The following is a 15465-nucleotide window of genomic DNA, read 5'->3' as shown; positions in this document are numbered from 1 at the left end:
CAAAGCTGTATCAGTGGGCAGTCCAGCGGGCTTGCCGCCGCGGGCTTCACACTTTTGCTGGAAATGCTTTCTTCCCTACGCTTTTCCGAACGCAAAGTCGCTTCGCAATTTTTGCTGGAAATGCTTGTCAGCTCCACCCGCCGCCATAGGTGCGGTAGAACACATGAAGGCCGATCTTGGTCAGCTTCTTCATGGTGGGTGCCCAGAAGGGCTTCACATAGGTTGCATGATAATGCGTGGCCGAGCCCACTTCCGGCAGCCATATCTGACCGGACGACACCGTCTTCGCCACCTGCTGCGCCATGCGCCATTGCGGCATCTCGGTAACACGATGTTTCTGCCCGTCGCAGGCAAAGGAGAACTGGCAGGCATTCAGCCAATCGCGGTTCTGATAGACCACCCCGCAAATGGTGCCCGGATAGGCCGGGTTGCGCACGCGGTTGAGCACGACCTGCGCCACAGCCACCTGCCCTTTGACCGTTTCGCCACGCGCCTCGTAATAAACGGCTTCGGCGAGGCACTTCTGTTCGCCCTTGCTAAATGCCGAAGGCGGCAACGGAGTTGCCGCCCAGTCGTGATCTTCCTGTCCGATGGGCGGGACGAAACGCCCCTCGCTCGGGTCTGGTTTCAGGATACTCTCAAAGGGTGATGTTTTTCCATAATCAGGCGCAGACGGTGCATAACCCAGGGCCAGCACATCCGGCTGGTCATTGTTGATCAGCTTGGCCAGTTGCACCGGCATTTCTGCGCGCGGCTTTGGCGGCTTCACGGCATGGAAGGCCATGGTGATGTCGATTTCCTTGCCTTCAAGCTTGCTGGAAAAGGCCATCTTGGTGTCGGTCTTTTCCGGCGGGCGGGTGATCATGCTGATCTTGTCGAACATGCTGCCCGCGGTGAACGCCTTGGCGGGCGCCTTTGGCTGCACCGAGACCAGACGGCCCGTCTTGTCGGCGCGGTTGATGCGGTTTTCGTCCGGGTTGGGATCATCCGGGCCGAGCTTCGCGGTCTTCTTGCCGCCCGAAAGCGCTACACGACCGATGCCCGGCACTTCGATGCCGTTGGTGGCGATGCTGCCGGTGACGGTCGTTGCATCGACAAAGGGCATTTCCGCCTGATGCACCGAACCAACGGGAGCCTTGGCGACAAAAGCCGTCCAGCGATGCGTGCCGAGATCAGCAGACGGCACGAGGCTCGCCATATCCTGAAAGGCAATCGCATTGGAATTGAAGAGATAGGCGAAGGCTGTGAGGACCAGCGGGATCAGACGCTGCGGCCTGCGGGCGATGTGACGCGGTTTCGCGCGCACGGCATAATAGCGACCATCCTCCGGGCAATAGCCCGTGACAGGATAATGCCATACCGGCTCGGCAACGGCCTTCCGTCGGCCAAACAGCGCTCGTATCGACACAAGACGCACCGCACACTCCACTCACACAGACTTCAGTTCTCGCGCACAGGTTCCGAAGCCGTTTCACGCTTTTCGGGATGTGCTTAACGAAGCCGATAATGGAGTATTAACCTTGATGGATCGTTAACGATGTCTTGTTTACCCTTTGAAAATATTGATTAATTTTGAATTAACACTGTCCGCCCAACGATTGTTTTCATTGCGTTTTTGAGTGGCAATGGTCAAAACGGTATGGCAGGGATAAAAGCCCTTTGGCAAAAAATGCCTGCATAAGATTACCGACAGGAACCAGCGAACGTCATTGGCACGTGATATTCAAACAGAGGCAGAATGGACTTTTTCCAAATGTTTGCGGCTGGCCTTATCAGCATAGTTGGATGTTATGCTGCTTCAGCGGAAGTCATGAACCTCAGAGTGACCAGCTCATCCATGATGCCCACTTTTGGTCCGGGGGATGTGGTCGCCACCAGCAGCTATGCGTCGACCGAAACCATGGAACGGGGCGATCTCGTTGCCTACAAGGTCCACTATATATCGAAAAGCTTGTTGGGCGGCCCCGGCCAGCTTGTGGATACGGTATTCCTCGGGCGGATCATAGGCTTGCCTGGAGAAACAATCGAGATCGAGGACGGGATACCAATTATCAATGGTGAACCGCTTAAGATGACACCAATTTCATCGACTCTCGATGGGGGGTGCCCCGAAGAGACAGAATCCAGCACTTATTATCAATGTCGTTTCGTGCGGGAAACAACACCGAAAGGCAAAAGCTATATACTGCTGGACATGGTCAATAATAGTTTCGGTGATAATATCGACGCAAAGACACTCGCGGATAATGAATACTATATTATGGGGGACAATCGGGACAACGCGAATGACAGCCGCTTTCCATCGGTCGGCCTTGTTCTCAAGGACCAAATAAAAGGTAAGATTCGCATGTTTTCCGCATCGGTCCGCAAGCCGGATCGTCAGTGGCGACTGGATGGCTTTCCGGGATTTAAGTAAGCTCTATCAAGCGCACTCGACAGCAATCGTTCGGAGGGGAATGATGAACGCAATCTTCAAGACGGCCTGCATCAATGGTTTCATTGCAATGGCGTTTCTGGCATCGCCGGGGAGCGCCTTCGCCAAATCGCCCTGCGACGGGGTTACCACGAGCCTGACCAAGCAACAGCGGTCCGATTACTCGGCCCTGATTGCCAAAAGCCTTCGCAAGAAGGTGAAGCCAACTGCGGTCAAAATCGACAGTTTCATGCAAAGCGGTGAATGGGCAGTCGTTTATGCCGATGTTCCGGTCGCCGACCCCGGCTATTTCTTCTTCGACCTTTCAGGCAAGACACCGCAGCTTAAAGACGTCTGGGGCGGCATGGCCGACAGGAGTGAAGTGCCGGATCTGGTCAAATGGGCCAAAAAGCTTGGCGCGAATGGAAAGATCGCCAGCTGTTTTGCCGATACGGCAACTGCATCCTAAAGCGCTTGTCAGAACAGAGCGCCTTTGGCAATCACTTCACCGACCAGCGGTCGATATCGGCGTCCTGTCCGATCAGCGCCAAACCCGTGGCAATCGAATCGAACTGGTTGGAGCTGGTCACGGCCGCATCGGGAAAGCGGCTTTCGAATGCGGTGCGGATGGCCGGCACAAAGGACGTGCCGCCCGTCAGGAAAACGCGGTCGATATTGCCGGATTGCAGTCCGGCCTTTTCCACGGCTTCATCCACCGACTGTTCGATCTGGCGCACATCCTCGGCGATCCAGTTTTCGAAATCGTTGCGGGTGATATCCGAGCGAATTTCAAAATCGTCCGCCTTGAAATGCAGTTCCGCGATGCGCTCGGATGAGAGGCGAACCTTCAGGTTCGAAACGGCGCGATAGATTTCGTAGCCGTAATCATTCTCGATCAGATTGATGAAATGCTCCAGCGCTTCCGGCTCGACCGCCTGCTTGGCAAGCTCGGTCAGGTCGCGGATCGTCGCGGGCGAGTTCATCAGGAACAGCGTGTTCCAGCGCGCGAAATTTGCGTAATAATGGTTCGGCATGGTCAGGCGCTTGCCGAAGGACTTGTATTCCGTGCCCTTGCCGAGCAATGGCGAAACCGCATTGTCGATGATGCGGTAGTCGAATGTGTCGCCCGCAATGCCAAGACCGGTCTGGCTCATCGGCGTGAAGGAAAGACCGCCCTTACCTACTTCGAAGCGCACGATGGAAAAATCGCTCGTGCCGCCGCCAAAGTCGGCCACCAGAACAGTCGAATCCGCCTTCAATTCCTGCGCATAAAAATAAGCCGCGGCCACCGGTTCATAGACATAGTGAATGTCGGTGAAGCCGAAGGCGCGAAACGCCTTTTCGTAGCGCTGCATGGCCAGCTGCTCGTCCGGCGAGCCGCCTGCAAAAATAACCGGACGCCCGACCACCACGCGATTGCCCTTTGGCGGCAACCTGTCGCCGAGGCGCGCGGCAACCGTTTCGAGGAATGTCGTCAGAATATCCTCGAACTTGAACCGTTTGCCGAAGACCGGCGTATCGGTGAAGGATTTTGACGCCGCAAAGGTCTTGAAGGATTGCAACATGCGCGTTGAATGCGGCGCATTGACAAAAGCATCCATCGCCCATGGGCCGCTTTCCACCGTGCGCTCGCCGGTTTCGCGATCTTGCCAGAAACAGAGGATCGAGCGATAGCCGGTCACGTCGGCGCCATCCTTGACGACGCTCAGCACAGCCGCGGTGCCATCGGGGCTTGCAACCGACAGAACCGTGTTGGTGGTGCCGAAATCGATGCCTAATGTCACGCCATCAAATGGGCTCTCAATAGCCTTCGTCATCGTGGCACCTTTTGGGAGAAAATCGGGGAGCGGGCGGATTAGCAGCCGCGACGACCAAGCTCAACCCGTTAATGTGCGTTTTGATGCCAACGGATAAGATCGGCGCGAAAAAAATACCTGAAACACCGGCCCAACCCATCATGTAACGAACGGAAAAGAAGTTTGAAGTAAAAGATTGTAGGTTTTTTGAAAATTTATAGAATTTTTGTTTTCAGACTGTTAGGTTTCAGCCCCGCATCCGGAGTGGTTCACCTTTTAGAGCATAATCCGATCAAACCTGCTCTCATAATACCGCCAGAACTGCTCCCTTATTTGTTCTCACCGCATGAATGCGACGCCGGGTGATTTCTTCCGACTGCATAATGCTCCAGGCTGTCCAACAAATGAAAGCGATACTCATGGCGTTTCTCTCACGTACACTTCTCGCCACCGTCTTGCTGTCTGCAAGCGCCCTGCCCTTTGGAGCGCTGGCTGAAGAATCAGCGGGCCAGCCGCTCGCCACCGGCTATCACAGCAGCGGTCAGGTTACCGCCGAGGTCAGCGGCGCCATCCGCGACGGCGACAAGCTAACCGTCAAGGTTCGTTTCAAGAACGCCACGGAAGGCGACAACGTTTCCTCGACGCTTTACAGCTCCATGTCAGACAAGGAGTACGAGAATGATTATTACCTTCTCGCCGGCGTCAAGAAGTATCTGCTGTTGAAGGACTCCGAGGGCAAGCCGCTCACGCCAACCTCCGTTTCACTGTTCGGCAAGGGGCCTGTGGTCGGCGTCTGGCACGGCGTTTTTCCGGCACCACCGAAAGATCAGAAGGTGACGCTCTATATCAAGGGGGTCGAGCCGCTCGGACCATTCGCCGTTCCCGCCGAATAGGGGGAACAGCCAATGGCTACAATCCATCGATTGACCCGTCTCGGTCTGATCGGCCTTGCTGCGCTGTGCCTGCCGTCGGTCGGAACAGCGCAGGATGCAGGGCTGAATACGGATAAGAACGCCTATATCCGTGATCTTGTGCCGGAAATCCGCGATCTGGTTTCGGCTTCCGGCGGTACGGATGACAACGCACGCGGCCTTTCGGCCGCAGCGCAACAGATTGTCGAGAAGAGCGGCAACATCACGATGCGCGAGACAGACAACAGCGTCGTCCTGTCTGTCTCGAGCGATATCCTGTTCGGTTTCGACAGCGCCAAGCTGACGGCTAAGGCCAAGTCCACACTGGGTGGTGTCGTCAAGATATTGGACAGCACACCGGATTCCACCGTGCAGGTTGTCGGCTATACGGATTCCAAGGGCTCCGATAGCTATAACCTCAAGCTTTCGAAAGCGCGGGCCAGAGCGGTTGTCGAATTTTTAGTCGGCAATGGCGTGCCGTCGGCGCGCCTGAAGCCGGAAGGGCGTGGCGAAAGCGAACCTGTCGCTCCCAACGACATCAAGGGTAAGGACAACCCCGATGGACGCGCCCAGAACCGGCGTGTGGAATTTGTGCTGCCAAAGGCATGATGCCGTCTGCACAGTAATGCCAAAAGAAAAAGCCCGGATCACTCCGGGCTTTTTTACATGATGCTTATCGCTTCTTCTTGGCGCGGCCCGCGAACGGATTGTCCGAGGTGCGCAGCGCAAGGCGGATCGGCACGCCCGGCATATCGAAGGTTTCGCGCAGGCCGTTGACCAGATAACGCACATAAGATTGCGGCATCGCGTCGGGACGCGAGCAGGAGACGACGAAGCCCGGCGGGCGGGTCTTCACCTGCGTCATATATTTCACTTTCAGGCGGCGACCGGAAACAGCCGGCGGCGGCTGATGGGCAATCACGCTTTCCAGCCAGCGATTGAGGCGGCCGGTGGAAATACGGCGATTCCATATCTCATGGGTCTTCACGACATTTTCCATGAGCTTGTCGAGACCCTGGCCGCGTTCGCCGGAAATCGGCACGGCGCGCAGCCCGCGCACCTGCGGCAGAAGACGGGCGGTCTTTTCGTAAAGATCGGCCAGAACCATCTGACGGTCTTCGATCAGGTCCCACTTGTTGAAGGCGATGACCGGCGCACGACCTTCACGGATGATGAGATCGGCGATCTGCAAATCCTGCTTTTCAAAGGGGATCGTCGCATCAAGCACGATGATCACCACCTCGGCAAAGCGGATGGCGCGCAGGCCATCGGCAACCGAAAGCTTTTCCAGCTTTTCCTGCACGCGCGACTTGCGACGCAGACCGGCAGTGTCGAACAGCTTGATCTTGCGACCGTGCCATTCCCAATCGACCGAGATCGAGTCACGGGTGATACCCGCTTCCGGGCCAGTCAGCAGGCGGTCTTCACCGAGCATGGTGTTGATCATCGTGGACTTGCCCGCATTCGGGCGTCCCACAATGGCAATGCGCAGCGGCTTGGTCGCGTCATAGGCCGGGATGACTTCCTCATCCGGATCTTCAATGTCGTCGCCGATCAGCTCGCCGACCGCCTTTGGCGTGAAGACTTCGTCAGCGCCTTCCGCTTCTTTTTCGTCGGCGAAGACGCGTTCTTCGCCCAGAAGTTCGACAATGGCGTCGCGCAGGTCGGGCATGCCCTGACCATGTTCAGCGGAGATCGGGCACGGTTCGCCGAGACCAAGCTGGAAGGCGTCATAAAGGCCCGACTGCGCGCCGCGCGCTTCGGCCTTGTTGGCCACCAGCACCACGGGCTTGCCGGACCGGCGCACCAGTTCAGCAAAGGTGTTGTCGGCAGGCGTCAGGCCGTTCTTGGCATCGACCACGAACAGCACCGCATCGGCTTCGCTGATGGCGGCTTCCGTCTGGGCGCGCATACGCGCTTCCAGCGAGTCATTGGCGGCCTCTTCGAGACCAGCCGTGTCGATCACCTGAAACTTGAGGTCGTAGAGCTTGGCGTCATGGATGCGCCTGTCGCGCGTGACGCCCGGCAGGTCGTCCACCAGCGCCAGCTTGCGGCCGACGAGACGATTGAACAGCGTGGACTTGCCGACATTGGGACGCCCGACGATTGCGAGAGTGAAACCCATGAACGAAAATTACTCCAGAAAGAAACAGGGCCGGTTCAAGACCAGCCCCGAAGGTAGCCTTTGTTTAACTTTGTGCCGCAACGCCTGCGCTGCGCATCAGGTCCAGCATCGTATTGGCGCGCTGGCGGATATTGGCCTGCGCCATACCGTCATCGGCGATCTGCTTGAACAATTTGACCGCATCGTCGAAACGTTCGGCCTTCCAGGCTGCGAGGCCAAGGGCTTCGCGCGCGCTGGAGCGCATCGAATTGCCATCGGCAGACAGGGTTTCAACCCGCTTGGCGACATCGTCATAAGAACCGCTATCGACCAGCAGATAACCCGCCCGCAAACGCGCCACATCGCGCAGCGTACCCGGCACGGCATTGTCGGCAGCGATATCGTCAAACGCCTTCACGGCGCCAGCCGCATCGCCCTTGCTGGCAAGGACGGAGGCCGCACGCAGGCGCGCCAAAACCGGATAAGACCCATAGCCGGTCTTTTCCAGATCGTCGAGCGCAGCAAGTGCTTCATCGTTCTTGCCTGCCGATGCAAGGTCAAGCGCCGCAAGGAACTTGTCGCCGGAAGCAGAGGCCTTGCTGTCGGTCCAGTGCTGGTAGCCGACCCAGCCGGCAGTGCCCAGAACGATTGCAACGGCAGCACCGATCACGATCGGGCCGAAATTCTTCCAGACCTGCTTCGCCCGTTCCGAACGGAGTTCCTCGTTTACCTCGCGAATGAAACTGTCGTCTGCCATGGACCTGCCATTGTTCTTGAATCTGATTTACGAAATAGCTGTTCTGGCGCTTTTAGTCGGAATTGTCGCCATATGTAAGACCCGTCCGCGAAATAAGCATAGCGAGCCCTGCGTAAAAGTGAATTTCGGTCCGACCTTCGCCATATTCAAGGGATAGCCGGGTCACTGGCCCCTTCCCGGCCTTGGATTTTCCCGGTATTTGATGGCAATGCGCGTTTTCTTCCCCAAAACTCTCCTCGCTCTTTCCCTCTCGGCGGCTTTTTGTGCGCCTGCCGGGGCCACATCACCGGAAACAACGGCCAGCAAAACGCAATATGTGCTGATTTCCTTCGACGGCGCGCATGACAATGCGCTTTGGACGCGCTCGCGCGAGCTTGCGAAGAAAAACAACGCTCGTTTCACCTATTTCCTGTCCTGCGTCTTTCTGATGACCCGCAAGGACCGCGCCAGCTATCAGCCGCCGCACAAAAAGGCGGGCGCGTCCAATGTCGGCTTTGCCCAGACCCGCGATGAAGTCGTGACCCGGCTTGGCAATATCTGGCAGGCGCATCTGGAGGGCAACGAGATCGCCAGCCACGGCTGCGGCCATTTCGACGGCACGAGCTGGTCCACCGCCGACTGGAACAAGGAAATCGGCGCGTTTCGCCGCATCGTGGCCGACGCCTACAAAAATAACGGCATCGAAGGCGAACCGGAAGGCTGGCGCAACCTCGCTCTCAACGGCATCAACGGCTTTCGCGCGCCCTATCTCGCCGCTTCGAAGCCGGTGCAGGACGCACTCAAGGCCAATGGCTTCCGCTATCAGGCATCATCCGTCACACGCGGGCCGGAACTGCCGCAGATCACCGGTCAATTCGCATCTTTCGGTCTGCCGCTGATCCCGGAAGGCCCGTCAAAGCGACCGATCGTCGGCATGGATTACAATCTCTATGTCCGCCATTCCAAGGCTAAGGAAACACCTGACCAGTCGGCAGCGTTCGAAGAGCGCGCCTATAAGGCGTTTCGCGCCGCCTTCGACAAGCAATATGACGGCGAGCGCATTCCCTTGCAGCTTGGCTTCCATTTCGTGCTGATGAATGACGGCGCATACTGGCGCGCCATGGAGCGACTTGTTTCCGAGGTCTGCACCAAGGCCGACGTCAAATGCACCACCTATGGCGATTATCTGAACAGCCTCGACAAGAACACCGGCTCGACCATTCAGAACCGGTCGTAACCGGCGTTTTTCCAAACCCTCGTGCTTCGAGACGGCGCTGACGCGCCTCCTCAGCATGAGGGTGTTGGCGCTCTTTAGCATGAGGTGTTGGCGGACTTCCCTAAACGCTCTGCGGCGTTTCCAGATTTTGACGATCCAGCGTCGGCAGTTGCTCGCCATGGATGGTCGCCTCGAAGGCGCGAAGGCGCTTGTAGATCGACAGAAGCTCGATGATCGTTGTCCAGGAATTGACCAGATACTGGAACGAGCCGCGCACCTGATCGAAGACGTTCAAGATCTGGTTCATCAGGCCCAGGGTCAGTTTGCCTGCCACAATGGACGGAATGAGGATCAGGGTCGGGAAAATATTATCCGCCTGAATGTAGAAGATGCGGGCGACGTTGAAATAGACGTAGTGGAAATAAAGCCGGAAATAATTATGCCGGACATTGCGGAACAGTTCCTGCATCGTCACCGGCGCGGCGCGGTCTTCGTGATCCTCACCATAGACCAGCTCCTTACGATAGGCTGCTTCCACGCGCTGATTGTTGAACTCCAGCCCCGGCAACTTGATGCCGACGAGCGCCAGAAAACCGGTGCCGAAGGCGGCCCACAAAATGGCCGCCCAGACAAGCGCATGCGGAATAGCGCCGATGATCGGCAGTTCATTGACCTTTTCCGAAAAGGTGAACAGGACCGGCAGAAAGGCGATCAGCGTCATCACGGATTTCACAAGGCTGACGCCCAGCTGTTCCAGCGTGGAGGAGAACCGCATCGTGTCTTCCTGCACGCGCTGCGCGGCGCCTTCGATATGACGCAATCGCGGCCAGTGGCTCATATAGTAATTGTTCATCGCCGTGCGCCATCGGAAGATATAATGGCTGACGAAGAACAGGCTGAGCACGCTCACCGTGACCGCGATGAAGGCGATGCCAGCGAATTCGACCATCCCCCAGTAAAAATCGGCGGCTGTCACCGAACCCGGCGTCGACAGCGCCTTCTGCACCATGTCGTAGAATGGTCCGTACCAGGCGTTCACCGCAACACTCACCTGCACCGAAAAATAGGTCGTGAACAGGATCAGTGCCGAACCGAGGATCGACCAGCGCTGCCATGGATGCGGTGAAAACAGCGCCCAGAAAGCGTAAAACGCAAAGGTCGCCACGGCGAAATAAATGTAGAACCAGAGAAACGGCGCCGACCAGAAAAGGCTTGCGCCGATGATCGGCGCGGCGTCCGGCGCGGCGGGCGGCAGGCCGAAAAGACGCCCGAGATTTTCGCCCCCCATATACCAGCCGAACACGGCCAGCAGACTCCAAAGAAAGACAGATGGAAAAAACAGTTTTGGGCGGGGGAAAAAAGATACGAACACGAAAGCGGTCCCGATTCTATGGGGTTATCGCCCCATAGAATGCTTCTTGCAGCGCCTTTGCCAGTTAAATGTTTGTAAGATTTTGACAGAAACCTTTTTTAGATTCCCAATTTTGCAGTGCTACTTGGCCTTTTGACCGGCCAGCACGCCGATGACGGCGACTGCCACCAGCGAGAAGGCGGCGGCAAGGCTGGCCGAGGTGAAGGAGCCAGAACGCTGCGCCATGTAACCGGCGACCAGTGGCCCGACAATCTGCCCGATGCTGAACGATACGGTCATGCGCGCCAGTGCCCGCTTCGGCGAGGCGGGAGCCAGAACCCGCGCGATCTGGAGACCGAAAGCAGTCAGCGCCATGAAGGTCATGCCGAGAAGCGCACCGCCGACCAGCGGACCGACAGGCGGGGCGATGACGACGCTTGCGGCGACACCGATGGCTTCCAGTAGCGCCGTCAGCGCGAAGGCATTGAACAGGCCGAACTTCTTCGCCGCCGGAGACCACAGCCAGATCGACGGCGCGGCGGTCAGGCCGGTGACGATCCACACGGCTGCTTCCATCAGCGGCCCGCCATCATTGGCGCGCACGATGGCGATCAGAAAGGTGGCGGTGATGACATAACCGAAGCCGAAAATGCCATAGGCGAGCGCCAGCGCGTTGAAGGCAAAGCTTTTCGGCAAAGCCGGTTCACGCGCGTTGCCGCCGTTGCCGCGCGGTCCCTCGCGCACCAGAAAGACCACTGCCGCCAGCATGACCAGCGTGAGCAAAGCCGCGCCGATCCAGTCCGCACGCCAACCGAGGCCGGAAAAACGGATGGCCGCCACCAGCACCGCCGATATGGCGATACCGCTGCCCACGCCGCCGAAATGCAACGCGCCAAGCCCGCTGCGCTCGGCGGCGGTCACATGGCTGAGCACGATGGCCGTGCAGAGGATCATGGTCACGGCGCTGGCGAAACCGGCGGCAAAGCGGATCGCGGCAAACATCCAGACGCCGTCGAAGAGTGCCATGGCGGCGCAAAGTGCGGCGCTGATGATCAGGCCGGTGATCACGCTGGCGCGCTCTATGCCTGCCGACCAGCCATAGCCTGCGGCAACAGCGCCGAGCAGATAGCCGATATAGTTGGCGGAAGCGATGAAGCCCGCATCGGCGGCATTGAAGCCAAGATCGGCCATCATGCCCGGCAGGATCGGCGTATAGATGAAACGCCCGATCCCCATTGCGGAGGCCATGGCGAGAAAACCGCCCAGCGCATAACGGATCGCCGTCTGATGTTGAGCGGATTTTAGTGAGGATGACATTGAAAAATCCGAACGGAAGAAGGCAGACTTAAGGAAGTTCGACTTGGGAGAGAACTGAGTCATGCGCGGGAAAATACGCCTCAAATGCAGCCGCACAATTGAATTTTTCTGATGGCAGCGATCAAGGGGAGTAAGGGAGTAAGGGAGTAAGGGAGTAAGGGAGTAAGGGAGTAAGGGAGTAAGGGAGTAAGGGAGTAAGGGAGTAAGGGAAGAGGATCGCGGGCGCTTATTCAGCGCAAGCGTTTTTCTTCGGAGCACCGAGTGCCTACCCTATTCCCCTATTCCCCTACTGCCCTCCTCTATCCCCTCACCACCGGCACGCTGTCCGGAACCCCGGAATGCAGGAAGTGCAGCAGCGTATCCTGCACCGATTCCAGCCGGTGCACGCAATCGCGCCAGCCGAAGGGAATTTCCTTCGGCACGGGCGGAATGCGCTGCGGCGCCACGCCTTCATCCAGCGAACAATTGGCGATGATGATCTGCAACGCCTCGCTGACCCATGGCGGCGGAGGCGCTTCCTTCTTGCGCAGCGCATTACCCAGCGCTTCGCCAAACAAGAGCGCTGAAGCATAAAGACGAATGCCGCGACGGTCATAACGCCCGGCCATTTCTGTCACTTCGCGCGCCGCCAACCGCCCGCGCAACGACCAGCGCGCATTGCTGCGCGCAAGCGCAATGCCGTCACCCAACGCGATTACCGCGCGATGCGCGGAGGTGAACTGGTTGATTGCGTTTTGGGCGCGTGCCGCATCCTCCTTATCGAGCGCGATGGCCGCCTGTTTCAGCCCGTTGGCCAGCCGGTCCAGCAGGCCCCGCGCCGCCCGGTCGATCAGCCGCACCGGGTCCGGTGTCAGCAAGATCTGGCTGAACAGAAGCCCGACACCTGCGCCCACCAGAACGTCGATCAGGCGCGTCACACCCGCCACCTGCGGCCCCATGGCGAGCACCAGAATGGCCGAAACACCGGACTGGATGGCAATTGCCGGCGCCATGCCGAACGAGGTTGCCAGCACCATGGCGATGAAGGTCACCACCGCCATATGCACGACGAGAACGGTTTCCGGCAGCAGCAGCGACAATTCTCCCGCGGCTACCCCTGTCGTCACGCCGACCATGACGCCGATGGCCTGCTTGCCATGGTTTGGCAGGTTGGGCGCAAGGCAGATCACCGCCGTGACCATGGCGAAGACCGGCCTTGGCTGACCGAGAAGCCACTGGCAGATCAGCCACGCCACAGCCCCACCAATGGAAGCAATCAGCGCATCGCGCCAGCTCACCGACCATTGCTGGACAACCTTGTTCACGCGCTGATGCATGGGGTTTTCTCCGCTTGGGCAGGCCTATCGGCAGATACTTATGGCAGAAGCCCGGCAGCTCAAGCCTTGAAGAACGCCTCATACTGATCCGGCTTGAAACCAACCGTCAGCACGCCGTCCCTGTCGAGCACCGGGCGCTTGACCATGGAGGGCTGTTCCAGCATCAGCGCCCGCGCCTTGGCGGCATCGACACTCTGGCGTACATCTTCGGGCAATTTGCGGAAGGTCGTGCCAGCGCGGTTCAGAAGCTGTTCCCATGCGACGGTTTTAAGGAAACGGTCGAGCGTTGCCGCATCCAGCCCTTCCTTCTTGTAATCGTGAAAACCATAGTCGATGCCATGGTCCTCCAGCCATGTGCGCGCCTTCTTCATGGTGTCGCAGTTTTTGATACCGTAAATGGTCACGCTCATGGTCGACTCCTTCAATCCTTTGCGCGATCAAAGGCTAATACGCGTTTCGGTTCAACCCCTTATGTCGGCCTATCGCGCATCGTGAAAGATTATGCCCAGCGTATGTCGCATGCCGGAGCGGATACGGCTGACGCCGTGCCGCATCTTGACCCGGTAGTCGCCGCGCGTGCCCTGTACCGGGCGGTCATTGACGGCGAAGATAACCGCGTCACCCTGTTGAAGCGGCACCACCTCCGCCCTGCTCTGCATGCGCGGACGTTGCTCGGTGAGCACGAATTCGCCGCCCGAGAAATCCTCGCCCGGCTTTGACAGGAGGATAGCCACCTGCAACGGAAAGGCGATGTCGCCATAAAGGTCCTGATGCAAACAATTATAATCCCCCTCGCCATATTGCAGGAGAAGCGGTGTCGGACGTAACTGACCGGCTGTGTGGCAGCCTTCCAGAAAGGCGTCGTGGGTCGGCGGATAGCGCGTGTCGCTGCCCATTCTCCGGCTCCACGCATTGGCGATGCGTGCGAGCTGCGGATAGAGATTTTCGCGCAGGCCCGCAATTAAGGCAGGCAGCGGATAGGCGTAATATTTGTATTCGCCGCGCCCAAAACCGTGCCGCGCCATGGAAATGGTGGTGCGAAATGCGGCGGAATCATGCCATTTCGTGGCAAAATTGTGGCATTCGCTATCTGAGAGGAGTTTCGGGAGAATAGCCGTACCCAATGTGTCGAGTTCGGCGCCGATCTTCTCCCAGTCATAGGCGGCGACTTTAGCCGCCGCCGTTTCGTGATCGCCACTCATGCTTCACGCTCCCGCTTCAGGAGGTCGCGCTTGCGCTCGACACCCCAGCGATAGCCGGACAGTCCGCCATCATTGCGCACGACACGATGGCAGGGCACCGCGACGGCGATCTTGTTGGCGGCGCAGGCCTGCGCAACAGCGCGAACGGCTTTCGGCGCGCCGATCCGTTCGGCAATATCCGTATAGCTTGCTGTTTTTCCTGCCGGAATTTCCCGCAAGGCCTGCCAGACACGCTGCTGGAATGCCGTGCCGCGCAGATCGAGCGGCAGATCGAGACCAATGCCCGGCGCTTCGACAAAGCCGACCACCTGCGCGATCATGTCCTCGAAGTCGCGGTCGGCCCCGATGAGATTGGCTCTCGGAAAGCGCTTTTCCAGATCGCGTATCAGTGCTTCCGGGTCGTCGCCCATTAAAATGGCGCAGACGCCCTTGTCGCTCGCCGCCACAAGCACTGCGCCAAGCGCCGATTGGCCAATGGCGAAACGAATGTCGGCATCCTTGCCGCCCTGCCGGTAAGCCTTTGGCGTCATTCCGAGAATCCGGTCTGAGGCTTCGTAGAAGCGGCTGCTGGAATTGTAACCCGCATGATAGATTGCATCGGTGACGCGGATTTCCGGCGCGTCGAGCGCCACACGCATTTTGCGGGCGCGATGCGCATCGGCATAAGCTTTTGGCGTCAGCCCGGTGAAGGCTTTGAAAATGCGGTGGAAATGCGCGGGGCTGGTCTTCACCGCATCTGCGATTTCCTCCAGGGACGGCACTTCTTCCGCCGCCTCTATATAGCGGCAGGCAGCGGCTACAATTTCGGCATGGCGCGCATTATTCTGCGTCGCGAGCGTTTCAGTCAGATGCGGCTTGCAGCGCAGGCAGGGGCGAAAGCCTGCCCGCTCCGCATCCTCACAGCGGTCGAAAAACTGCACGTTTTCGCGCTTTCCTCGCCGCGACGGGCAGGACGGGCGACAATAAACGCCAGTGGTGCGCACGGCATAAACGAAGGCGCCGTCCGACGCCTTGTCGCGTCCGAGCACCTTCTGCCAACGGCTTTCATCGGGATCGTGCTTTGCGAGTGTCATAAGGTTCATGTCCGTGTTCCTTCTTTATAT

At 58.4% G+C, this 15465-nt stretch carries 15 protein-coding genes; 5 read left to right on the top strand and 10 right to left on the bottom strand.

The window, feature by feature from the left end:
• Positions 1-127 precede the first annotated feature (127 nt).
• Entirely contained in the window at positions 128-1417 is a 1290-nt protein-coding gene (locus ABWW11_RS03465; RefSeq protein ID WP_109368418.1) for a cell wall hydrolase, read from the bottom strand.
• A gap of 321 nt (positions 1418-1738) precedes the next feature.
• Here ABWW11_RS03465 and lepB point away from each other — a divergent pair, with 321 nt between their 5' ends.
• Together lepB and ABWW11_RS03455 are read left to right on the top strand one after the other, a co-directional pair.
• Positions 1739-2416, top strand: coding sequence for a signal peptidase I (lepB, locus tag ABWW11_RS03460; protein ID WP_319081136.1), 678 nt, complete (start codon positions 1739-1741; stop codon positions 2414-2416).
• A gap of 43 nt (positions 2417-2459) precedes the next feature.
• A complete protein-coding gene (locus ABWW11_RS03455; protein WP_353408991.1) occupies positions 2460-2882 on the top strand; it encodes a hypothetical protein in 423 nt (140 codons plus the stop codon).
• A 31-nt stretch (positions 2883-2913) separates the two neighbouring features.
• Here the strand turns inward: ABWW11_RS03455 and ABWW11_RS03450 are convergent, their stop codons facing one another.
• Complete coding sequence (locus ABWW11_RS03450; protein ID WP_109368416.1) at positions 2914-4230, bottom strand: Hsp70 family protein; 1317 nt, start codon at positions 4228-4230, stop codon at positions 2914-2916.
• A gap of 383 nt (positions 4231-4613) precedes the next feature.
• Here ABWW11_RS03450 and ABWW11_RS03445 point away from each other — a divergent pair, with 383 nt between their 5' ends.
• Both ABWW11_RS03445 and ABWW11_RS03440 read left to right on the top strand, forming a co-directional pair.
• A complete protein-coding gene (locus ABWW11_RS03445; RefSeq protein WP_109370174.1) occupies positions 4614-5102 on the top strand; it encodes a hypothetical protein in 489 nt (162 codons plus the stop codon).
• Positions 5103-5114: 12 nt separating this feature from the next.
• Complete coding sequence (locus tag ABWW11_RS03440) at positions 5115-5729, top strand: OmpA family protein (protein ID WP_109368415.1); 615 nt, start codon at positions 5115-5117, stop codon at positions 5727-5729.
• A gap of 64 nt (positions 5730-5793) precedes the next feature.
• Here ABWW11_RS03440 and der read toward each other — a convergent pair whose 3' ends face one another.
• Positions 5794-7245, bottom strand: coding sequence for a ribosome biogenesis GTPase Der (der, locus tag ABWW11_RS03435; protein WP_109368414.1), 1452 nt, complete (start codon positions 7243-7245; stop codon positions 5794-5796).
• 64 nt (positions 7246-7309) lie between these two features.
• A complete protein-coding gene (locus tag ABWW11_RS03430; RefSeq protein ID WP_109368413.1) occupies positions 7310-7981 on the bottom strand; it encodes a tetratricopeptide repeat protein in 672 nt (223 codons plus the stop codon).
• A 208-nt stretch (positions 7982-8189) separates the two neighbouring features.
• On the opposite strand from ABWW11_RS03430, the gene ABWW11_RS03425 reads away from it, so the two are divergent.
• A complete protein-coding gene (locus ABWW11_RS03425; protein ID WP_319081146.1) occupies positions 8190-9197 on the top strand; it encodes a polysaccharide deacetylase family protein in 1008 nt (335 codons plus the stop codon).
• A 100-nt stretch (positions 9198-9297) separates the two neighbouring features.
• Here ABWW11_RS03425 and sbmA read toward each other — a convergent pair whose 3' ends face one another.
• From sbmA to ada, 6 genes are all read right to left on the bottom strand, one after another.
• Positions 9298-10548 carry a peptide antibiotic transporter SbmA gene (sbmA, locus tag ABWW11_RS03420; RefSeq protein ID WP_109368412.1) on the bottom strand — a complete coding sequence of 417 codons (1251 nt, stop codon included), beginning with the start codon at positions 10546-10548 and terminating at the stop codon, positions 9298-9300.
• 120 nt (positions 10549-10668) lie between these two features.
• Positions 10669-11844 carry a YbfB/YjiJ family MFS transporter gene (locus ABWW11_RS03415; RefSeq protein ID WP_109368411.1) on the bottom strand — a complete coding sequence of 392 codons (1176 nt, stop codon included), beginning with the start codon at positions 11842-11844 and terminating at the stop codon, positions 10669-10671.
• Positions 11845-12143: 299 nt separating this feature from the next.
• The gene (locus tag ABWW11_RS03410; RefSeq protein ID WP_109368410.1) at positions 12144-13160 is read right to left on the bottom strand and encodes an FUSC family protein; all 1017 of its coding nucleotides are present in this window, start codon (positions 13158-13160) and stop codon (positions 12144-12146) included.
• 59 nt (positions 13161-13219) lie between these two features.
• Complete coding sequence (locus ABWW11_RS03405; protein ID WP_109368409.1) at positions 13220-13570, bottom strand: ArsC family reductase; 351 nt, start codon at positions 13568-13570, stop codon at positions 13220-13222.
• 69 nt (positions 13571-13639) lie between these two features.
• Complete coding sequence (locus ABWW11_RS03400; RefSeq protein WP_124915181.1) at positions 13640-14362, bottom strand: 2OG-Fe(II) oxygenase; 723 nt, start codon at positions 14360-14362, stop codon at positions 13640-13642.
• On the bottom strand, positions 14359-15444 hold the full coding sequence (ada, locus tag ABWW11_RS03395; protein ID WP_109368407.1) for a bifunctional DNA-binding transcriptional regulator/O6-methylguanine-DNA methyltransferase Ada: 1086 nt from the start codon (positions 15442-15444) through the stop codon (positions 14359-14361). The genes ABWW11_RS03400 and ada overlap by 4 nt, the downstream gene beginning before the upstream one ends.
• Between the last annotated feature and the right edge of the window lie 21 nt (positions 15445-15465).

The sequence above is a fragment of the Brucella sp. NBRC 113783 genome, assembly GCF_040372265.1.
GTDB lineage: Bacteria > Pseudomonadota > Alphaproteobacteria > Rhizobiales > Rhizobiaceae > Brucella > Brucella teleogrylli.
Note: the sequence above shows the minus strand (reverse complement) of the source record. Positions and strands in the feature narration are given on the sequence as shown.